Raw genomic sequence first — 20,010 nt, 5'->3', positions numbered from 1 at the left:
CCAGGCCACAGGGTGCTGCTGGCTGCCCTGGCGTTTCCGATGCCCGGACAACGGCGGGGCGGATTAACCAGGTTTCACACCTTGCCGGATCTTCGGCCAGTCCAAGGTTTCATTTATGACCTCCCCATGATCTGGAGGGGGGTACTGGGATGGCAGGCAGCGGGCCAGAGTCGAGGTCATGCGTAAAGAAACCCAGACCGAGCAGCTCCTCCCGGACCCGGCCGTGCCCACCACCCCTACCAACCTGCGGCTTTCACTTCCCGCCTGCCCGGACTGGCTCTCGCGTGGCCATCGCCGTAGTGGCCACGGTGGTGGGCCGGCTGTTCCCCATCGTCGGTGGCCCGGTGACCGGCATCGTCCTGGGCGTGCTGCTCGCCACCGTGATCAAGCCGGCCGCACTGCTGTGCCCGGACATCAAGACCGCGAGCAAATTCCTCCTGCAGTCGGCAGTCGTCGTGCTCGGCTCCCAACTGTCACTGTCCCAGATTCTCCAGGTCGGGACCGGCTCGCTACCGGTCACACCACTGCCGCTGCGACCAACACTGACGTCGCCGCCGACCAGCACGCCCGGCCACAAGAGCGGGTAGGCAAGTTGGTGCCGTGGTTCCTCGTCGGCTTCCTGCTCATCGCCGCAGCCAACACTGCCGGACTCATCCCGGCCGCAGCCCACCAGGGGCTCAGCGAGCTGTCTGTCTTCCTCATCACCGTCGCGCTGTCCGCGATCGGCCTCTGCACCGACCTGGTCGGTCTGCGCCGCACCGGGCCGCGCCCGCTGATACTCGGCGGCTGCCTGTGGGTGGTCGTCTCCGTCACCAGCCTCGCGCTCCAACTGGTCACCGGCTCCCTGTAGGAGGAGGACGCATCTGGGCCTGCGCGGGCCTCGCAGGGCCCGCGCAGGCCGCCGTTGACATTACGAAGAGGCCTGGCGGGTCCGGACAATGGGCAGCCGCGCCATCACTTTGCCGCTCTGGTCTTCCACGAGCACTGCCGCAATGGCCTCACGTGGCATGGCCGCCATGATCCGCATGTGCACGGTCTCGTCCTCGGAGACGCGCATGCTGCCGCCCGGCGTGCAATTCCCAGATGCGTCGGCAGTCATCACACGGTAGGTCTGGCCAGGGTGCAAGCCGGTCAGCACGACGGGAACTTCGGTGCCCCATGCGTGGGGAACCATCTGTCCTTCGCGGGCCACGGCGACAGCACTGCGTGGTGCCGGCGGCCGCTGTCCGAACCAGACAGGAGTGGTGACGGCCGCCACCACAGCCGCGACAGCCGCTGCTCCCACCGCAAGGCGACGACGACGGCGGGTGCGAACCTGACGTGCCTCCGTGATACCCACGTGGACCTTGGCGCCGAGACCAGGCGGGAGCGGCACCTCCGTGGGGCTGAGGTGATGAGGCCAGGTTCGTCGCAACGTTCGATAGACGTCCTTGATGTCAGATGCGTCCCGGCAGCACTCCTGGCAGTCGTCCAGATGCCCAGTGACGGCCGCAGGCAACGGAAGTCCCAGCATCAGGCACTCTGCCAGCATCAGCCGGACATCCCGGCAGGCCGTACTCATGGCGCCAGCCATCCGTTTTCCTCCAGCACCAGTCGCAGGGAACGCACGCCGTAGTACAGCCGACTGCGCATGGTTGAGGCCGGGACACCAAGCTGCCGGCCCAACTCCACGCATGTCTCGCCGCCGAAGTAGACCCGGACCACGGCCTGACGATGCTCCGGGCTCAGCCGGCGAAGAGCCTCATCCAGCTGAATCCTCTGCAACAGATGATCCAGCGGATCAGGGTCAGAGTTCCTCTTGCCGGACAGCTCCGCGTCCCGGCTCTCCAAACCAACCACGGTCCGGCCCGCACGCTGGCGCAGCGCGTCGACGATGGCGTTACGGGCGATGGCAAACAGCCATGTGCGAAGGCTGCCTTTCGCAGCATCGAAGGAGCGCCACGCACGAACGAATACCTCCTGGACCACATCCTCGGAGAGCTGCCGGTCGCCCAGAGCGTTGAACACAAAGCCGAACAACTCCCCGCCGAACTGGTCGTAGGCCGCCTGGACCTCTCCCTCGTCCCGCAGGCTCTGAGGGTGGTCATCATCCGGGCCCACTGGCCGCCGACGCGCCCGCCAAGCCTTAACCACGCCCACGCTCTGCCGTCCCGCAGTCGCGCCACGCCCTCATGTTTCTCCTAGCCTGTGAAGTGAGTCATAGGGGATACGGCTCGATCGGGCACAGCGTTGAACGCCCGGACTGTGTCACCGTCACCGATCACCGCTGAAGTTTCTGGTCACCCGCGTACCGTGGTGCTGCGCCGGCACGCGAGGCTGGTTGCGAAGACGTGGACTTATCCGCTCCGATGCCCCGGCCGCCCGGCCAACCCCGAGGCATTGCGTGCTCTGGTGCTGAGATGCGGCGACGGCCGCTCTTTTGTGGGGCGGCCGTCGTCGTGTGGGGGTCGTGGTGGTCACTGGATGCGTTCGCGTTCGCGTTGGCGGTGTGGGTGTGCCGGGTACACGCCGAGGAGTCGAACCTCGGTGGAGAAAAAGCGCAGTTCTTCCAGGGCGAGCGCGACGTGGGGCTGGTCGGGGTGGCCTTCGATCTCGACGTAGAAGCAGCTCGGGTTGAGGCCGGCGCCCATCTGGTAGCTCTCGATCTTGGTGAGGTTGACGGCGCTGCTGGCGAAGCCACCGAGCGCCTTGTACAGGGCGCTGGGGATGTTGCGTACCGCGAAGAACAGGCTCGTCATCGTCGGCTCGTCGGTGAGGGGTGCGAAGACGGCCTCGCGGGAGAGTACGACGAACCGTGTGGTGTTCTCCGGGTCGTCCTCGACACCCGCCCGCAGCACATCCAGTCCGTAGTGCCGGGCCGCGGCGGGCGGAGCGAGCGCCGCGTGCCGCAGGTCGCCCAGCTCCGCCACCTCACGGGCGGCCCCCGCCGTGTCGTCGCTGACGAGGGTGCGCCAGCCGCCCTCACGCAACACCTTCCGGCACTGCCCGAGCGCGTGCACATGGCTGCGTACGCACTCCACGCCGCCGAATGTCGCGCCGCGGACGGCCATGAGGTCGAAGTGGATGGCGAGGAAGTACTCCCCGATCACGAACAGGCCTGACTGCGGCAGCAGATGGTGCACGTCGGCGACGCGTCCGGCAGCGGAGTTGTCCACCGGGATCACCGCCAGGTCCGCGGCGCCGAGTGTCACCGCGTCCAACGCCTGCTCGAAGCCGGTGCACGGCAGCTCCGTGCTTCCGGGAAACAGACGCTGGGTGGCGGCCGCCGAGTTCGAACCGGGTTCGCCCTGATACGCGACGGTCGTCACGTGTCACCCTCCAAGCGGGGAGTCGACATCTTCGATCGGCAGAAGATCCACCGTAGCCCTCAGATGCTGAAGGACCGCGGCGCTGTCCACAACGAGAGACTCCAAAGGATGGTCTCCGTCCTTGGTGAAGAAGGGGATCGCCCGCTCGTAGGCCGCGGTCACCACGTGGTGCGCCACCGCAGCCGCACGCCGCACGCGGTCCACCAGGGGCTCACGGGCGGCAAGGGAGATGAACTGTCCCAGCCCGGGTCGGTTGTACAGCTCCGCGGTGAACCCCAGCCGCTCGTGGCGCAACAGTGCCGTCAGCTCGGCAGCCGCAGTGGCGGCGGAGCTGAGGGAGTCAACTGCCGGGCTCGGGCCCAGCATGGCCAGCTCTTCCGTCAGCCGGCGCGCGGCGCCCAGCGCCATGCCGGCGACCGCCGTCCACAGGAAAGAGGTCTCCCGCGCCGACAGCGGGGTGCCCGACGCGTGGGTGGCGAAGCCGGTGGGAACGTGGAGGTCCTCCAGCCGGAAGGAGATGTCCGAATCGGCCGGGAAGTGGACGGCGTGCAGGCCGCCTCCCGTCGTTCGCGGCAGCCTCTTCGACGCGATCACGAAGACGTCCGGCCGGTCCGGAGGGATCGCCAGGGCGTTTTGGCAGCCCGCTTCCCGCAGACCGGCGAGCGGCAGAGCCAGCCACTGCCCGGCCCCGGTCTCCCTCGGCAGGCACCACCGCCCGGAGAGCGCGTAACCGCCCGGTACCGGCCGGGCGACCGGAGCGCCCTCGGGACTGGAGTGCGCGACGGCGTGGGGCAGCGGGGCGGCCCAGTTCCAGTCGGCGGTGAAGGACGCCCACGCCGCCCCGGGATCGAAGTGGCCCTCGTCCTCGTACGCCTCGAACACCTGGGCCGGGTCAGTGCCGGGCACGGGGATGAGTGCTGTCCGCCGGCAGTCCTCGTGTGCGACTGCCGTCGTCCCCCTATGCGGCTTGGTCATCGCTGTTGTACCCCTGGTCGCCCGTCGCGTCCTCGACGCTCCGGCTGCGCTGGTGCCCGTGCGCGGTGAGCATGATGTTCTGCACCGGCTCACCTTGTGCGAAGCGGTGCAACTGCCGGACGAGGAATTCCTCGGTCATCCGGGCGAAGGCGTCCGTGAAGGCTCCGACGTGCGGAGTGATCAGCGCGCCGGGGTGCTTCCACAACGGATGATCGCAAGGCAGCGGTTCGGGGTCCGTGACGTCGAGGGCGGCCCGCAGCCGGCCGACGCTCACCTCGCGGGTCAGGGCGTCGGTGTCCACTAGTTCACCTCGGCCCACGTTCACCAGGAGCGCGCCGTCCTTCAACAGCGCCAGCCCGGCGGGGCCCAGCATGCGGTGTGTCTCGTCGGTCAGCGGCGCGCACAGGATGACCGCGTCCGCCGTCGGCAGCAGCGCGGGCAGCTCCTGTGCGCCATGCACCTGGCGTCCGGCGTCGATGCGCGCGGTGCGGGCGACGGGGACGACCTCGCTGCCAAACGGGCTCAGCCGGGCGGCGACGGCCGTGCCGACGGCTCCGTGGCCGACGATCAGGACACGCTTGCCGAGCAACGTGTGCCAGATGCCGCGCGTCCAGGTGCCCTCGGGCTGCCGGCGTACGAAGTCGTCGATGCCGCGGGAGAGTGTGAGCAGCAAGGTGACCGCCAACTCCGCGGTGGCTTCGCGGTGCACACCCCGCCCGGTGGACACCAGCAGGCCCGGCGGCATGCGGTCCACCAGCGGCAGGATGTTCTCGTATCCCGAACTGAGCAGTTGGAGCACCTCGAGATTCCGGGCGAGGGGCAGCACGCGGCTCAGCGGTTTCTCCGCGCCGGGGGCCGGGAGTCCCACCAGGAACCGTATGTCCGCGGGGTCACCGGGCAGGGAGCCGGAACCGTCCCAGTGGTAGTAGGTGAGTCCGTCCGGAAGGCCGGCGATGAGTTCCGGGCGATAGGGAAGCCAGACGGCCCTGCCGTCGGTCATGGTGCAACAGCTCTTTCTGGTTGTGTACCGGTCACGAGACAGGGCCCGGTTCCGTGAGGACGCCTGAGCGGCCGGTCGGGGAAACGCAACCGACGACGTCAGGGTCGGCGGCGGCCGCTGAGGAGATCGTCGCCGACCCTGATGTGTGAAGCCGACCGCTCAGTAGCTTCACGAAGCCGTTGTCGGCATCAGAGGGGTATCGCGTCTGAAATCGAGCCCGGTCATCGCATCGGATGTGCCTCGAAGAATGACCACATGGTGTCGTTGGCATCGACGGCATTCGACTGGGCACCGAGATGGCTTACCACGGTCGCCGGCAACTGCGGCCCGCCCGGCCATTCATGGCCTTCCTCAGTGAGGGTGTACAGCTCAACGTCGGATTCCTTGGCGCATCCCGGGTAACGGGTGAGGGTAAATCCGTTGCCACTGGACGATGTCGCGTGCTGATCGCAGCGGTTCTGCTGAGCCCAGTAGGCCGCCGCCTGTGGTACGGAGTAGGTCCAGTGCGACATCCCGTTGCCTTGGTAAGGATCAATCGGATCCTTTGCTCCATGGAAGGAGATGACCGGCACCGGCCGGGCCGTGGGACACGGCGTCGGCCGCCGTAGCCCGCTGACCGGAGCTACGGCAGCGAACGTGGTCGACGAGTCGCAGGCGAGCTCGTCGGTTATCCGCGCGCCTCCCGACAAACCAGTCGCGAAGACCTGCGTGTGGGAGATGCAGTAACTCTGCTCCAAGTAGCCCACCAGCTGGGTCAGGAACGCGACGTCGTCGGCGGAATTCTTCGGTACCGGCCTGCCGCCGAGGAGTGTGACGCCGGGAACGTTCCAGTCGAACCCTGAACCGGCGTACTGCGCACCCTGGGGTGCCGCTGATTCAGAGATGAGCGCCTGGGGGTAGGCCACGATGAACCCCTTGGCGTCGCTGGTGGCGTCCATGCCCGATATCAGCTCCTGCTGGGCAGCGTTGCTCGCACTGCCGTGCATGTTGAGCACAAGTGGCACCTTGCTCGAGCCGTCATAGTGCTTGGGCACGTGGACGATCACGGTTCTGCGGTGTCCAGCAATCGTCGGCGACAGTGTGGTCGAGTGTGACGAGGAGTCGTGAGTCGAGCAACCCCTGTCACTCGAAGCCGATATCTGTGATGTGCCGTGGGCGGCGGTGCCCTGCCCGCCGCATGCACTGAGGAACATCGCCCCCGCGGCCATCATCGGCATCCACACCGCCACCGGGCGTTGTCTCCGGCGACCTCCGAAGCGCCGGTTTCCCCGAGTGCGAGCAAACATCGTGCCCTCCTGGGCGATAAATGAGAGGCTTTTGGCCTCTTGGACAACGGACACCGTATGGCATCCGTTTCAATTGCAGCTAGTTGCATTCCTACAGGCTGAGGAAGACGCACCTGTGTCATCCCGAACTTTCCGGCACCCTCGCCGTCGAAATGACACGGGCCGACGCAGTGCGGCTCCTTGCCGGCGGCCATGAATGTGGGAATACGACAGGCAATGAACGAAGACCTGTGTATGAGCAACATGAGTAAAGGATCGGTCAAGGATTCATGAACCGACGTGCGCAGACCTGCGCCAGGCGCAGACCTGCGCCAGGCGCAGGTCTGCGCTGGGGCTATGGCCGCGCCCAGCCCCAGCGCGTCGTGGGTGCCCTCGGCCGTGCGGACGAACAGTGGCCGCGCTTCCCTCTCTGTCAAAGTGGGATGAGTCAGGTCGGCTTTCCCAAAAGGCGGGCGTAAATCCTGACGCTGGATATCAGGTTTGGGCGGGATACTGTGTGTTGTATAAAGCTTGGACGCATCGACACTGTCAAGGAGTCGCTATGGACCCCCGTTTGCTCTTCCTGCGTTCGCTGGATCAGTTCGAGGAACTGACTGCCACTGTCCCCCCGCTGCTGCTGGAGCGCCCCACGCCTTGTGCCGAGTTCGATCTGCGCGCGCTACTCGGTCATGTCGTGGGCGCGGTGCACCGCATCGCCTATGTGGCTGAGGGCGGGCGGGCGTTGGATTTGTACCCGCAGGTAGACTTCGTCGCGGACGATGACTGGCCGGGCGCGGTGGCTCGGGCACGAACCCGGGCAGCCGCCGCGTGGGCCGACGATGCCGTGCTGGAGCGCATGGTGGAGATGTCGTGGGGCACCATGCCGGGCCGCGCAGCACTCAACGGGTACGTGATGGAGGTGGCGACCCACACGTGGGATGTGGCACAGGTCCTCGATACGCCAGCACAACTCGACCCGGCGATCGGCGAGTTCGCGATGGACATCGCGCAGCGCGCGCTGCCGGCTGACGGACGGGGCCCGCACGTGCCCTTCGGGCCCGTCCGCCAGGCACCGCCGGACGCGGACCCCTACACCCGACTGGCCGCATGGACGGGGCGCGAGGTGGGCACGCGCTAGTGTGATGCGCCGGAAATCCTGAGGGTTAGTCATCCTCTGATTTCTGGCTACCGGTTCCGACCTTCGTGAGGTAGCTGGCGAGGGAGTTGAGGATCTCGTCGGCGGTCTTGGTTCAGGCGAATGGCCGTGGATTCTCGTTCCACGTGTCGATCCATGCGGCGATGTCGTCTTCCAGGGCCTTCACGGAGGTGTGGACGCCGCGTCGGATGAGCTTGTCGGTCAACAGACCCAACCATCGCTCGACTTGGTTCATCCAGGAGGAGCCGGTCGGGGTGAAGTGGACGTGGAAGCGGGGGTGTTTGCCCAGCCACGTCCTGATCGCGGGCGTCTTGTGGGTGCCGTAGTTGTCGCAGATCAGGTGGATCTGCAGGTTCGCGGGCACCTCCTTGTCGATCCGGATCAGAAACTTCTTGAACTCCGCCGCCCGGTGCCGGCGGTGCAGGGCGCCGATGACTTCTCCGGTGGCAACGTCGAAGGCGGCGAACAAGGTGGTCAGCCCGTTGCGGACGTAGTCGTGAGTACGCCGCTCGGGCATGCCCGGCATTATCGGCAGTACCGGCTGGGACCGGTCCAGGGCCTGAATCTGCGACTTCTCGTCCACCGACAGGACTACCGCGCCCTCGGGCGGGTCGAAGTACAACCCGACGACGTCACAGACCTTCTCCACGAAGAAGGGGTCCGTCGACAGCTTGAAGGTGTCCGTCAGGTGCGGCTTGAGCTGGAACCTCCGCCAAATTCGGCCGACGGTGGACTTGGACAGGCCACTGTGCTCGGCCATCGACTTCCTCGACCAGTGCGTGGCGTTCTTCGGGATCTCCTCCAGTGTGGCGATCACGACCGCCTCGACCTGGTCGACACCGATGGTGGGCGGCCGGCCCGGCCGGGGCTCATCGGTCAGGCCGTCCAGCCGCTCAGCGAGGAACCGCCGCCGCCACTTGCGGACCGTATCCGCGGAAATCCGCAGGTGGCGGGCCACCTCGACGATGGGCGGGACATCGGGGCCGGCGCACGCCAGCACGATCCGCGCCCGTAACGCCAGCGCCTGGGCGGAGTTCGCCCGCCTCGTCCAGCGTTCCAAAACAACACGCTCGTCATCGCCGAGCAGCAGCGGTTCCAACTTCGGACCACGGCGCGGCACCGGAACCCCGGCAGAAGAACTCATACGAGATCTAACTATGGACTACCGGCGCAGGACACTAGTCGTGGAAGGCTGTGGTCGCCTCGAGGGCGGCGCGCCCAGTCGTCACCCGGTTCACTGGCGCGGTCTCATCGGCATAGCCGAAGGAGATGCCCACGAGCAGCTTTCCTCCGGTGACGCCGAGTTCGCCTCGGACCGTGTCGGCGTAGAAGCTGAGCAGTCCCTGCGGGCAACTGCTCACGCCGTACGCAGTCATCGCCAGCAAAAGGGTCTGCATGTAGCCGCCGACGTCAGCGGCCAGCCGTGGCCCGCCGTCACCGTTGACGAACAGGAACGCCGCGTGTGGCGCGCCGTAGAAACGCAAGCTCTCCGCGTCGTAGGCCGCACGTGCCGCACGGTCGTCAGGGTCGATGCCCAGCGCTCCGTACAGCCCGGCTCCGAATGCGGCCCGGCGAACCTGGTGCACCTGCGCGTACATGTCCTCGGAATACGGGAGGTCCGCCGAGGTGCGCTTCTCGGCGTGGGCCGCCTGCAAAGCATGCGCCAGACGCTCCCGCGTGGCGCCGCTCACCACCTCCACCTGCCAGGGCTGCGCATTGGAGTTGGACGGCGCGGCGCCGGCCAGGGAGAAGATCGCGCGCATCGTGTCTGCAGGCACGGCCGCCGGGCGGAACGCCCGTGTCGCGTGACGCTCGCGTATCAGCTTCTCCGCGCAGCCACTCAGCTCGGTGGGATCGGCGGGACCGGTGGGGACTGGCCTGTTCATGGAACACTCCTCAGGGACTGCACATGTAAACGGAGTCGTTTACTTGGGGGCAACCCTAGCGAACCGACCCGGCCGAGGTAAACGACTACGTATACTTGCTTCATGGGTACGACGACTGCCGCACCTCGACGAGGGGGGCGTGGGGGCCGGGAGCGCATCCTGGCTGCCGCCGCCGAACTGTTCGCGGCCCAGGGGATCAATGCGACCGGCATGGAACAGGTCGCGGAGAAAGCGCCGGTGTCCAAGCGCACGCTCTACGCGCACTTTCGGACCAAGAGCGACCTGGTCATCGCCCACCTGCAGGACCTCGCGTCGTCGGGCGCCACCCTGGAGAGCGTGCTGACCCGCGAGGACATCCCCCCAAGAGAGCGGATCCTCGGACTGTTCGACCAACCCGCGGCGGACGCGGATCCGGTGCGCGGATGCCCGTTCATCGATGCCGCCGCGGAGTTCCCCGACCCGAAGAGCGCGGTCCATTCCCATGCCCGCGAACAGAAACTGCGGATGACTGAACTGGTCACTGCCTTGGTGAGGGAGCTGGGCTGCCGGGAACCCGTCGCACTCGCCGAACAGCTGGTCACCCTCGCGGACGGTGCGGCCAGCCGCGCCATGGTGCTGGGCGAAGCGGACTACGGCCGGCACGCGCGAGCAGCAGCCGAGATCCTCCTCGAACGCGCTCTACCGGGCACGAACTGACGAGGAAGAGGCCCGCGCCGGACAAAGGTCCACCGAGGCATCGCTCGACGGCCTTGGGCCGCCCATCACCTGCGTGACGGCTCCTGCTCGATGACAACCAAGAACGAGCAGATGATCCGAACGAAACGACCTGGCTGCCCTCTGATCTCACCTTCCCGGGTCCGGATGGATATGGGCACTCAGGGTCTGTATCTGTACAGACTGCTTCGGGGAACGGCCGACAGCCGGCGTCTGCCTACACCCCGTCAGCCGCTCTTCATCCCGCCACCGCGGCCAGTGCACCGCAACGGCTCTGGACCGATTCATAAGCATGACCGGCCCGCAGCACGACGGCTTCGCCCATGGGCGGTCCCATCAGCTGCATTCCGATGGGCAGGCCCGCATGATCACGGCCGACCGGCACCGTCAGCGCCGGCACCCCGGTGATGTTCGCGGGAGCGGAGAGCCGCACATAGGCGTCGGAGACGCTCTCCGTCGTACCGTCGGGCCATTCGACGGTCTCCTGGCCGGTCTTGACGGCCGTCATCGGCACGGTGGGCGCGGCGATCACATCGACCCGGTCGAGCATCTGCGCCCACGCCCGGCGCATGAGAGTGCGGGCCCGCTGAGCCCGCAGATAGTCGCCGGCGGAAACCAGCTCGCCGGCCTCCAGCAGCACCCGGACATCCGGCGCATACAGCTCGGGCACCGACCGCAGTGTCCTCTCGTGGTAGGCGGTCGCCTCCGGGACCATCAGGCCCCATCCGGTCGCCTGGACATAGCGGGTCATCGGAATCTCGACCTCGACGAGTTCGGCCCCGAGATCCGACATCTGGGCGATGGCACCTCGCACGGCGGCTTCGACTTCGGGTGCGACGCGGTCGAAGTAGTAGTTGGCAGGTACGCCGATCCGCAGACCCGTCAAGTCCCCGCCATGCTGGAGCGGGTAGTCGCACCGGGCCGCACGGAGGCTGGTCGGGTCCTTGGGGTCGTGGCCCGTGAGCGCGGCGAGCACGAGCGCCGCGTCCTGGACCGTGCGTGTGAGCGGACCTACGTGGTCCAGCGACCAGGACAGTGCGGTGACGCCATGCCGGGAGATGAGGCCGTACGTCGGCTTGAGCCCGACGACGCCGTTCAGTGCCGCGGGGACGCGGACGGAGCCTCCGGAGTCCGTGCCCAGGGCGAAGGTGGCCGCTCCGGCGGCCACCGCGACCGCGGAACCGCCACTCGACCCGCCCGCGACGCGTCCGGGGTCCCAGGCGTTGCGCGTCTGGGGCGTCGTCAGCCCGTAGGCGAATTCATGCGTATGCGTCTTCCCCAGGAGGACCGCCCCGGCATCGGACAGTCGTGTGACGACGGTGCTGTCCGCCTGCGCGACATGAGCCGCCCTGACCCGGGAACTGGCCGTGGTCGGCACACCGGCGACGTCGATGAGGTCCTTCAGCCCGAAGGGCATGCCGTGCAGCGGGCCGCGGTGCCGGCCGGCGGCGATATCGCGTTCCGCACCCTCGGCGGAAACCCGCGCCGCCTCGTCCGCCACTGCGACATAAGCACCGAGGTGCTCCTCGACGGCGCCGATGCGTTCGAGCACGGAACCGGTCAGCTCCACCGGCGACAGTTCCCCCTCCCTTACGGCAACGGAGGCCTGAGCGAGGGTCAGTTCAAAGGGACGCATCCGTCATCTCCTGTCCGACAGCATGGGTAACGGGGGTGTCGGGGAGCGTCTCCCCGAAGTCGAGTTCGCGCAAGGTGCCGATGACGGCGTGGATGTGGTTCGCGATGGCGGCCACATCGGCGTGGCGTTCCCCCTCCAGCGGGAGCCCGGCGCGGAGCGCCCATCGGGCGGCCTCCGCGGCAGTGAGTTCGTCGGCGCTCATGGATGCCCTTCGTAGATGCGTGCGTGATTGCCGAGCCGCGACCCAGCAGCCAACCTTCCAGCAAAAGCTAAGCCTTCGCCTTAGGCGAGGATAGACCCACCCCGGCACCTAAAGCAAATTAGTTGCTTTAGGTGCCGGGGTGGGTCTATCCTCGTCGGCCACGGCGGCGCCGCTCCCCCGGGCCGGAAAGGCACGCCCGTCGCGGCCGGCGCGCACACCGGCCCCACTCATCCGGACTTCCGACGCAACACCAGGGAAACGAAGCCCCAGGTGTCCCGGTAGACGCGCAGCCATTCGGAGCGCCGGGTGGTGGCCGTCGCGAGCGCCTGCGGGCCGTCCGGATCGGCCGGGTGGTCAAGGGCCCATGACGCCAGCGACCCCCAGCAGGCCCATTCGTAGTCGTCCAGTTCACGGCGTGTGCTGACGTGCCCGTCGACGGGAGTCCATCCGTCGGCGACGACACGGTCCACGGTGGTCGCCAGGTCGGCGAAGTCTCCGAGCATCTCGACGGCCTCCTGGGAAGGTTCGCGGTCCCAGAACCCCTCACCGATCAGGACGCGGCCGCCCGGAGCCAGGTGCTTGCGTGCCACCGCCAGGGTGGGCAGCAGACCGCCGAAGGCATGACCGGCCCCGACGCTGAGCACCAGGTCGAACGGCTGCGCGGAGACGAAGTCCGCGGCCGGCAGGTGGTGGAGGACAAGGCGTTCCTGGACGCCGAGGCCGCTTGCCGCCCGGCCGGCTCGGGCCAAGGCTTCCTCGGAGATGTCGACACCCTCGGCGTGCAGGTGCGGGTGCGCGACCAGGGCGCGCAGAAGCCATTCCCCGCCGCCGCAACCGAGGTCGAGCACACGCGCGTCGCCACGGGGGACACCGCGGTCCAGCAGCCGGCGCACCGAATCGTCGTCGAGCGGAGACTTGATCGGGTGGTTGGCATGGGCGATTCCGGAGATCTGTTCACGATTCACGGGCGCAGCCTGTCAGCGCCGGAGGCCACCCGCATCTCGTTTTCGACCACGGGCCGGAGCCTTTGAGGCAACCGTCGACCCACGGGAATCCCGATGGACAGCAGGTGTGACCACCACCGCCTGCACCCCTCACGAACTCAACTTCCTTGCAGCGGACTTGGCGCCGAGAAGCGATCCGGACGTGACTCCCGGAGGCGTCCCCGGAGGCGCCCCCCGGAACTGATCCCCAGCTCGAAGCCCTCCGTCTCCTCCGCTCCTCGGCAGCATGTGTGCGGGCAGGCTGCGTTGTCAGTGCCGGGTGGCAGGCTGTCGGCCATGACGAAAACCGTGAAGGGACCCGCCAGTTACTTCCCGTCCATCGAGGAGAAGTACGGCCGGCCGATAGCCGAGTGGAAGACCCTCATCCAGGCTTCACCCCTGGCCAAGCACCTGGAGCTGGTCGGCTGGCTCAAGACCGAACACGGCCTGGGACATGGTCACGCCAACGCCCTGGTGGCCCACACCCTTGCAGAGGCCGGCGAGAAGTAGATTCACGGGCCCGGCCCCTGCTCCGCCCTGCCTGCACGTGTCCACCCCGAAGGTCGGCCACGGATTCGGCAGGACAGCCGGCAGGCACCGGGCGATCCCGGATTTCCCCGGGCTGGAGCCACCATGGAGAACGACCACCTGGGTGGTCACCGCGCCACAGCAGAGGAACCCACCAGGACGATTCCCACTGCCGGCGGGCCCGCACGCAAGGCGAACGACGGGAGCGGCCTCCAGACGTAGGGGGCCGTACGGCACGGCCCGCTCTGGAAAGAAGCCCGCCCGGGGTCAGGCCGTCATCGTGCTCAGGGCGTCATCGCGCTCATGACGTCGTCGTGCCGGGCGTCGTGAGACCGGTGCTCTGGGCAGGAATGCGGGCGTCGGCCCAGCCCTGCACTGCAGGTTCCTCCAGCGAGTGGACCCACCAGTCGGCCAGCGCCGTCTCCTGGTCACTGGGCCGGGGGCCGACTCCGAGCACCCGCATGCCCGCACCCGCGGCGGCTTGGATGCCGCAGTGGGAGTCCTCGACGGCCAGCGTGTCACCGGGTTCCACTCCGCAGAGCTGGGCGGCGGTGAGATAGACGTCCGGATGAGGCTTGGGTCTCGTGGTGGCGTTGGGCACCACGATATGACGGAAGCAATCCCGGAGTCCGGCCATGTCGAGGCAGGACTCGACGACTTCCAGCGGGCAGTTGCTGGCCACCGCCAGCGGGGCGAACTGCACGGTCGAATACACCAGTTCCGGCGCCCCGGGCATGGTGGTGGGGTCCGCGGCGACGAGGTCCCGGAAGTGTTCGAGCAGTGAATCCGTCATGTCCCCGGTCAGTTCCGGCCGGCCGGCCACATCGGCCATCAGGCGCCCGCATTCGGTGTAGTGCAGCCCCCGGGCCTTTTCCGCGAATGCGGCCGAGGGGGTGAAGCCGTAGCTGTGCAGCACCATGTCACGGGCGTCCTGCCAGTGACGTTCGGTGTCCATCAGCGTGCCGTCGCAGTCGAAGACGACGGCGGCGGGGGTCCAGGAAAGGATGCTGTCTGCGGTCATCCGAGATTCCGTTCTGCGCAGCCCGGGGGCGCCGATGCGACCGGTCGCAAGAGAGGCAGGGAAGCGTCGGTTTCACGGACGCCCGACACCGGGCGAGGGATTTCCGGCAGAGGGCAGCTCTCACGGAGGAGTTCTGACCGCTCCATGCCGGAAAATAACGATCGTTACGTTACGGACAGCAACAGAGGATGGTCAACAGATTCATAAATGTCCATATTGTGTGTTCTACGTATAACCGAGCGTGCCGCACGCCGTCTCTGTGCCCCCCTGCAGAATGTGGAATTCGCATGTCGAGCCGTGCCGGATACACAGCACACGTGCGGGTGGGGCCAGTTCGGTGAACCGGGAGGCCTTCAGCCGGCCGGAGCGGGGCCGGCTCAGCCTGCCCCGGCTGCGGTACGAGGCGGCCTGCCGGGCGGCTTCCAGCAGCACCATGCCCGGTACGTGATCGGCGGGGTGGTCGAAGAAAAACGGGTGCAGCGGGTCGGCCGGCGACACCAACAGCCCGGCCTCGTCGAGCGCGAGGACGCCGTCATGTGGATGGTTCACGGTCAGCCGTGCGGGCGGTGGGCGGTACGTGGCCTCCGCGGGGCGAGCCGGGACGGCATCGACCGCACTTCCGGCGCGCAGCGCGGCGAAGCGCGCGCCGTCCAGGAATCGCACGCCCCCGCCGCCCCGGCCGAAAGTCACCCCGCAGGCGGCGAAGGTGACGTTCAGTCGCAGGCCGACGGCTGATGCGTCCGCCGCCCGCCGTACGGCGCTCACCCGTGCACAGCAGGTGATCTCGGTCGCTCCCGCGCGGGCGGGCAACTCGTCGGCGGGGCTGAGATGGAAGTACAGGTCGGTGATGACCGCGCGGAAGGCCGCCGGAACGGCGTAGAACCGCAGGGGGATGTAGAGGCCGAGCTGACGCAGTGTCTCCACCAGGATCAGCGGGCTGTGCCGCTGTGACCCGTCGCGGGGGAACGTCGCATGCGCCCGCGGCCAGGACGCCGCTGCCAGGAAGACGTGCGCGGTATCTGTCGGCCGTACATCCGTAAGGAGGACCTCTGCCACCGAGGTCCGGTGCACCAGCTCCCGCTCGACCGTACGGGACCAGCTGAGCGGCTCGCTCTTTGCTACGGCACTGGCCGTTGACGTGCTCATACGACCAGGGAATACCGAGATTCGAACGTGCGCACCCTTGAATTCCGGGGCGCGCAAAACGGTAGGTTGCCTGCCGGCGGAACGAGAACGACATCTGAGGTGTACGTGCAGATCCGGGCGAAGACGACGCGCAGGTCCCTTCTCGAGGCAGCGGCAACCTTGTTCGACGAAAGAGGGTACGCCGGTACCAGCATCAGCGACATCAGTACGTATTCCGGTCGCACCAGCGGTGCCATTTATTTCCACTACGCCAGCAAGGAGAAGCTCGCTCTCGCCATCGTCGAGGAGCATTTCGCCACCTGGCCGCACTTGATCAGCCGTTACCGGCAGCCCGGTCCGCCCGCCCTGGAGAAACTCGTCGGGCTGAGCTTCGAGGTGGCCCGAGCCTTTCGTGACGACATCGTCGTCCGGGCCGGAGCCCGCCTTTGGGCCGAACGCAAAGCCATCGCCACACAGCTCCCCGCCCCCTTCCTCGGCTGGATCGAAGCGGTCACACAGCTGCTCGAAGAAGCCGCCCGTAAAGGGGAACTCGCTGCCGATGTGCCCCCCTCGGCCACCGCCCACGGCATCGTCTGCGCCTTTTTCGGACTGCACACCGTCTCCGACGCTCTGGAGGGACGCCGGCATATCGAGGAACACCTTGATGACCTGTGGCGACTGCTGCTCCGCGGGCTGCAGGCCGAGCCGGATCCCGCCGGTCTGCTCGACCGCGTGCGCCGAACGGAGCGCGGCACCGGCCAGGCCCCCGATTCGGCGTAGCCACCACCACGTTCCGGCACCGCAGTCCGGATCAGCCATGGGGAACGGTCCTTCTCAAGGGCAGCCGCAGAGCGCGAACTCGTTGAGTACCGCCACCGCACGGTGGTCTGCGGTCCTGCACGCTCGCGCAACCGACGCCGGTGCTTTCGATGTCTTCGCTTCACGGGACGGACGCGACCACACACCGTGATGCCCAGCTCCTCCGGAGGACAGCAGGCGGGCGGGCCGTGAAGCAGGCTCGGTGACAGGTCCCAAGGGCTGTCCCGTACCCCCTGGCGGGCGCACGACGACAGCCCTCAGCGGGCAACGTCCGCGGTGCGGTGTCCCGGACGTCCCAGGCGCAGGCGGCCTCGCAGCTTGTCCACCAACGGGTACTTCTCCCGCTGTTCGCGGGCCTGGCGGTTCAGCTCCTCCACGAGCCGCTCGGAGCGTTTCGCCACGTCCAGCTCGTCCAGGATCCGGTCGATCTCGGCCAGCAGCGCGCCGTGCAGCTGCCACTGGCGTGGGTGCTCCTGCACACTGTCGAGAAGCAGGTGCGCAACGATCCCGCGGCTTTCGCGGCTGGCGGCGAGCTCCTGGGCGAGCCGGTCCTCGGCCTCCTCCGCATTGGCACTGACCTGTGTGGTGATGAGGACCGCGAAGCTCTCGACCGCGCGGGCCATATGACGGAAGAGTTCCCGCAGGGCGGTGGCGATCGCCGGCGGGAAGAGCGGCTCGTCGGTCCGCTCCTTGGCGAGGTCGGTCAGTGTGCGGCACAGCGTACGGAGCACCACTGCGGAGATCTCCAGGGTGTCCAGCCCGGTGCGCAGGACGACGCGGGAGAGCAGGCCCTCCTTGACGCGGGGATTGAGCCGGAGGCTGTCTTCCGCCTGCCGGAGCGCCGCGTCCACCTGCACGATGTCGTGATCCAGCTGCCGCGCCTCGTGCAGCCGGGCTGCGGCCTCCGCCACGGGCGTGTGGCCCGCCACCTCGTCGCCGAGGCTCAGCAGCAGCCGCCTCATCCGGGCAGCCAGGCCTTCGATGGACTCACTGGCGGGCTGCACCCACAGGGGTGGCACGAACAGCATGTTGAAGAGCAGTCCGACGACCGCCCCGATCAGCGTCTCCAGCACCCGGTCCCAGGCCGTCGCGGCCACCCGCGTCGTCGTCACCCCGAGCACCAGCATCGCGCTGATCGCCACCTCGGGCACGAACTCACCGGCCCGGACGAAACGCCCGATCACCAGCGACGCGAGGATGATCAGCCCCAGGCTCCACCAGGTCAGACCCACCAGCGAGCTGAAGCCGATGGCGATGACCACGCCCACCACGACGGCGTTCACCCTGCGCACACCGGTGGTGAGGGTGGTGTACAGGGTCACCTGGACGACGAGCAGGGCGGTCAGCGGTGCGGTCAGCGGCGCCGGTTCGCTGCTCAGCAGCAGGGCGACGACATAGGAGATCACGGCGGCCACGGTCGAGCGGAGCGTCTGGGCGACGACGGGCTCGCTGTGCCATCGGACGAGATCCAGCAAGGGATCGGTAACTTCGCGCACTCTTTGCCCCATTCCCCCCTCTCGCCCCGGAGGCAACATCGATCGCCGCGAATGACCCGCACACCTCACCCCGCTCTCGGAGCGTTCGGCCGACCGGGGTCCGCCCGTCCTCGCAGCGGAGAGCAGGAAGGCGGTCCGGGCCCTGTCGGGCGGGGCCCGCGGTCGGCGGTCGGCGGTCGGCGGTCGGCAAGCCGCCTATCATGGTGACCGCCAGGACACCGGCGCGAAGGGGTGACGGGAAGATGCAGCGGCAACCCGTACTTGTCTATGACGGCGACTGCGCCTTCTGTACATCCTCCGTGCGGTTCGCGGAGCGGTGGCTGCGGCCGCGCTGTGAGGCAACACCTTGGCAGTTCGCGGATCTCGCCCGGCTCGGCATTGCTCAACGGCGTGCCGAGCACGAAGTGTTGTGGGTGCCCCCGGCCGGGGCCGTGCACGGTGGCGCCCAGGCTGTCGCCAAGCTGCTGATGAGCGCACGGGGCGGATGGCCGCTGGTGGGCGCGCTGCTCACGCTCCCGCCGGTGCGGTGGGTCGCCCACGGCGCGTACCGGGTCATCGCGCACAACCGTCAGCGGATGCCGGGCGCTACGGCGGCCTGTGCGCTGCCGTCCTCCCGGAGCGTCCGCTAGGGGCTGTCTCCAGCGGTACCGGCTGGACGGGGACCGGGTCGGTGTGACGGCGGCGCGGCGCCCGGTGGTGTTTCCCCTCGTGCGCTCGGCCCCCTCCGCAGCGGTGCCCGGCCCGGCCGGTCCGGGCTCAGGTGCCCGACTTGCGGCCGTAGACCTGGACGTCGTCACCGTTCTTGAGCAGGGACCAGTACTTCTTGGCGTCGTTGGTGCGCATATTGACGCAGCCGTGCGAGCCGGGGGCCGACCAGACGCTGCCGCTGATGGAGTGGAACGCCTGACCGCCGTCGAAGAACTGGCTGTACGGCATGGCCACGTGGTAGAGCGTCGACACATGGTGCAGGTTGCGCCAGTAGATCTTCTTGGCACCGGTGCGGGTCTCGTAACCGTCACGGCCACTGCGGATCGGTACCGGCCCGAACACCAGCTTTGCCCCGTCCTGGATCCAGCTGAGCTGGCGGGTCAGGTCGACGCAGGCTATCCGGCCCTTATTGGTGGGGCAGTGATGGGCCTTGTTCGGGTTGTTGCCCGCGGCCTTCTGCTGCGCCACGAGGCTCATCACGCCCCAGGTGACGGGACCCGCGTAGCCGATGTTCGGGGTGATGCCGTGGCTGATCTGGAAGTCACGGATCGCCCGGCAGTCGGCCGCCGACTGCCGGCCGTCCACCAAAAGCCCGAGGAACTTCTCGGCCTGCTTCTGGTAGGGGCCGCGGCTCGCGGTGCAGGAAGGCGCGGTGGCGGCCTGGGCCGTGGAGCCGAGGGCCACCGTCAGCGGGAGGGTCAGCGCCATGAGGGCGAGCGCCGCACCCGCCCGGCGGCCGGCGCCGGACCGCCGCCTTGTACGCAGGTTCAGTTGTCTTTTCATGCCCCGTAGGACTGTTTGCCCGACCCGCCGGTTGCAGGCGTGACCGACCCGAAATATCCGATGGGCCGGCCATGGCGCGGCAGGGTACGGCACGCCCCGGCCGCCGGACGGTTGTCCGGTCCGGCAGCCGGGGCGACGGACGCGCTCAGAGCACCACGACGGTCTCCTGGCGCGCGTAGCTGAACCCGTCGTTGCCGAAGGAGAAGACGGCGACCTTCACCTTGTCGCCCTTACCGAAGGAGGAACCGGCGGCCGGGCGCATGGTGAGCTGCGCCGCGTGGCTGTTGTAGTCGCAGACGAGCTTGTCCGTCTTGGGGGTGCCTGCGGCATTTGTTCACTTTGGGCCGTGATCCTATGCGAACCCTCCAAGGAACCGCACAGATATTCGCCCTGGTCGGCCGTCCG

At 68.1% G+C, this 20,010-nt stretch carries 21 protein-coding genes and 2 pseudogenes; 7 read left to right on the top strand and 16 right to left on the bottom strand.

The genetic code is table 11. The features are described from left to right. Nucleotides 1–284: 284 nt before the first annotated feature. Complete coding sequence (locus tag ACWGJY_RS18560; RefSeq protein WP_453261880.1) at nucleotides 285–587, top strand: putative sulfate exporter family transporter; 303 nt, start codon at nucleotides 285–287, stop codon at nucleotides 585–587. An 8-nt stretch (nucleotides 588–595) separates the two neighbouring features. Further along, nucleotides 596–850: a putative sulfate exporter family transporter gene (locus ACWGJY_RS18555; protein ID WP_453261879.1), complete on the top strand. Its 255-nt coding sequence runs from the start codon at nucleotides 596–598 to the stop codon at nucleotides 848–850. Nucleotides 851–910: 60 nt separating this feature from the next. Here ACWGJY_RS18555 and ACWGJY_RS18550 read toward each other — a convergent pair whose 3' ends face one another. From ACWGJY_RS18550 to ACWGJY_RS18525, 6 genes are all read right to left on the bottom strand, one after another. Next, nucleotides 911–1,573, bottom strand: a complete 663-nt coding sequence (locus ACWGJY_RS18550; RefSeq protein ID WP_453261878.1) for a hypothetical protein — start codon at nucleotides 1,571–1,573, stop codon at nucleotides 911–913. Beyond that, the gene (locus tag ACWGJY_RS18545) at nucleotides 1,558–2,139 is read right to left on the bottom strand and encodes a sigma-70 family RNA polymerase sigma factor (protein WP_453261877.1); all 582 of its coding nucleotides are present in this window, start codon (nucleotides 2,137–2,139) and stop codon (nucleotides 1,558–1,560) included. The genes ACWGJY_RS18550 and ACWGJY_RS18545 overlap by 16 nt, the downstream gene beginning before the upstream one ends. 317 nt (nucleotides 2,140–2,456) lie before the next feature. Beyond that, nucleotides 2,457–3,308, bottom strand: a complete 852-nt coding sequence (locus tag ACWGJY_RS18540; RefSeq protein WP_453261876.1) for a prephenate dehydratase — start codon at nucleotides 3,306–3,308, stop codon at nucleotides 2,457–2,459. Between the two features lie 3 nt (nucleotides 3,309–3,311). Continuing rightward, nucleotides 3,312–4,214: a hypothetical protein gene (locus ACWGJY_RS18535; RefSeq protein ID WP_453261875.1), complete on the bottom strand. Its 903-nt coding sequence runs from the start codon at nucleotides 4,212–4,214 to the stop codon at nucleotides 3,312–3,314. 52 nt (nucleotides 4,215–4,266) lie between these two features. Beyond that, a complete protein-coding gene (locus ACWGJY_RS18530; protein ID WP_453261874.1) occupies nucleotides 4,267–5,283 on the bottom strand; it encodes a 2-hydroxyacid dehydrogenase in 1,017 nt (338 codons plus the stop codon). Between the two features lie 221 nt (nucleotides 5,284–5,504). Next, nucleotides 5,505–6,329: an alpha/beta hydrolase family esterase gene (locus ACWGJY_RS18525; RefSeq protein ID WP_453261873.1), complete on the bottom strand. Its 825-nt coding sequence runs from the start codon at nucleotides 6,327–6,329 to the stop codon at nucleotides 5,505–5,507. Between the two features lie 781 nt (nucleotides 6,330–7,110). Here ACWGJY_RS18525 and ACWGJY_RS18520 point away from each other — a divergent pair. Beyond that, nucleotides 7,111–7,686: a TIGR03086 family metal-binding protein gene (locus ACWGJY_RS18520; RefSeq protein ID WP_453261872.1), complete on the top strand. Its 576-nt coding sequence runs from the start codon at nucleotides 7,111–7,113 to the stop codon at nucleotides 7,684–7,686. A gap of 115 nt (nucleotides 7,687–7,801) precedes the next feature. Here ACWGJY_RS18520 and ACWGJY_RS18515 read toward each other — a convergent pair. Further along, nucleotides 7,802–8,848 (bottom strand): annotated as a pseudogene (locus ACWGJY_RS18515) (IS630 family transposase); the annotation flags it as partial. 34 nt (nucleotides 8,849–8,882) lie between these two features. After that, nucleotides 8,883–9,590: a nitroreductase gene (locus ACWGJY_RS18510; RefSeq protein WP_453261871.1), complete on the bottom strand. Its 708-nt coding sequence runs from the start codon at nucleotides 9,588–9,590 to the stop codon at nucleotides 8,883–8,885. A gap of 102 nt (nucleotides 9,591–9,692) precedes the next feature. Between ACWGJY_RS18510 and ACWGJY_RS18505 the strand changes: the two genes are divergently transcribed. Then, nucleotides 9,693–10,286, top strand: coding sequence for a TetR/AcrR family transcriptional regulator (locus ACWGJY_RS18505; protein WP_453261870.1), 594 nt, complete (start codon nucleotides 9,693–9,695; stop codon nucleotides 10,284–10,286). Nucleotides 10,287–10,542: 256 nt separating this feature from the next. Here the strand turns inward: ACWGJY_RS18505 and ACWGJY_RS18500 are convergent, their stop codons facing one another. The 3 genes from ACWGJY_RS18500 to ACWGJY_RS18490 all read right to left on the bottom strand — a co-directional run bounded on the left by ACWGJY_RS18500 (nucleotide 10,543) and on the right by ACWGJY_RS18490 (nucleotide 13,107). After that, on the bottom strand, nucleotides 10,543–11,940 hold the full coding sequence (locus ACWGJY_RS18500; protein WP_453261869.1) for an amidase: 1,398 nt from the start codon (nucleotides 11,938–11,940) through the stop codon (nucleotides 10,543–10,545). Then, on the bottom strand, nucleotides 11,927–12,142 hold the full coding sequence (locus ACWGJY_RS18495) for a hypothetical protein (protein WP_453261868.1): 216 nt from the start codon (nucleotides 12,140–12,142) through the stop codon (nucleotides 11,927–11,929). Before ACWGJY_RS18495 ends, ACWGJY_RS18500 begins: the two co-directional genes overlap by 14 nt. Nucleotides 12,143–12,369: 227 nt before the next feature. Beyond that, a complete protein-coding gene (locus ACWGJY_RS18490) occupies nucleotides 12,370–13,107 on the bottom strand; it encodes an SAM-dependent methyltransferase (protein WP_453261867.1) in 738 nt (245 codons plus the stop codon). 315 nt (nucleotides 13,108–13,422) lie between these two features. Between ACWGJY_RS18490 and ACWGJY_RS18485 the strand changes: the two genes are divergently transcribed. Then, nucleotides 13,423–13,635: a DUF4287 domain-containing protein gene (locus ACWGJY_RS18485; protein ID WP_453261866.1), complete on the top strand. Its 213-nt coding sequence runs from the start codon at nucleotides 13,423–13,425 to the stop codon at nucleotides 13,633–13,635. 48 nt (nucleotides 13,636–13,683) lie between these two features. On the opposite strand, the pseudogene ACWGJY_RS18480 reads toward ACWGJY_RS18485, so the two are convergent. The 3 genes and pseudogenes from ACWGJY_RS18480 to ACWGJY_RS18470 all read right to left on the bottom strand — a co-directional run. Beyond that, nucleotides 13,684–13,773, bottom strand: a pseudogene (locus ACWGJY_RS18480) (phosphotransferase-like protein); the annotation flags it as partial. A 181-nt stretch (nucleotides 13,774–13,954) separates the two neighbouring features. Beyond that, nucleotides 13,955–14,674 (bottom strand): HAD family hydrolase, encoded by a 720-nt coding sequence (locus tag ACWGJY_RS18475; protein ID WP_453261865.1) that lies wholly within the window; start codon nucleotides 14,672–14,674, stop codon nucleotides 13,955–13,957. Between the two features lie 225 nt (nucleotides 14,675–14,899). After that, nucleotides 14,900–15,820 (bottom strand): ScbA/BarX family gamma-butyrolactone biosynthesis protein, encoded by a 921-nt coding sequence (locus ACWGJY_RS18470; protein WP_453261864.1) that lies wholly within the window; start codon nucleotides 15,818–15,820, stop codon nucleotides 14,900–14,902. A 105-nt stretch (nucleotides 15,821–15,925) separates the two neighbouring features. Between ACWGJY_RS18470 and ACWGJY_RS18465 the strand changes: the two genes are divergently transcribed. Further along, nucleotides 15,926–16,579, top strand: coding sequence for a ScbR family autoregulator-binding transcription factor (locus ACWGJY_RS18465; protein WP_453261919.1), 654 nt, complete (start codon nucleotides 15,926–15,928; stop codon nucleotides 16,577–16,579). Nucleotides 16,580–16,875: 296 nt separating this feature from the next. On the opposite strand, the gene ACWGJY_RS18460 is transcribed toward ACWGJY_RS18465, so the two are convergent. After that, the gene (locus ACWGJY_RS18460) at nucleotides 16,876–18,114 is read right to left on the bottom strand and encodes an FUSC family protein (RefSeq protein ID WP_453261863.1); all 1,239 of its coding nucleotides are present in this window, start codon (nucleotides 18,112–18,114) and stop codon (nucleotides 16,876–16,878) included. Between the two features lie 242 nt (nucleotides 18,115–18,356). On the opposite strand from ACWGJY_RS18460, the gene ACWGJY_RS18455 reads away from it, so the two are divergent. Next, nucleotides 18,357–18,743 carry a thiol-disulfide oxidoreductase DCC family protein gene (locus tag ACWGJY_RS18455; RefSeq protein WP_453261862.1) on the top strand — a complete coding sequence of 129 codons (387 nt, stop codon included), beginning with the start codon at nucleotides 18,357–18,359 and terminating at the stop codon, nucleotides 18,741–18,743. A gap of 127 nt (nucleotides 18,744–18,870) precedes the next feature. On the opposite strand, the gene ACWGJY_RS18450 is transcribed toward ACWGJY_RS18455, so the two are convergent. Beyond that, nucleotides 18,871–19,605, bottom strand: a complete 735-nt coding sequence (locus ACWGJY_RS18450; protein ID WP_453261861.1) for a L,D-transpeptidase family protein — start codon at nucleotides 19,603–19,605, stop codon at nucleotides 18,871–18,873. Between the last annotated feature and the right edge of the window lie 405 nt (nucleotides 19,606–20,010).

It is taken from the genome of Streptomyces sp. NPDC054765, from assembly GCF_053612065.1.
Note: the sequence above shows the minus strand (reverse complement) of the source record. Positions and strands in the feature narration are given on the sequence as shown.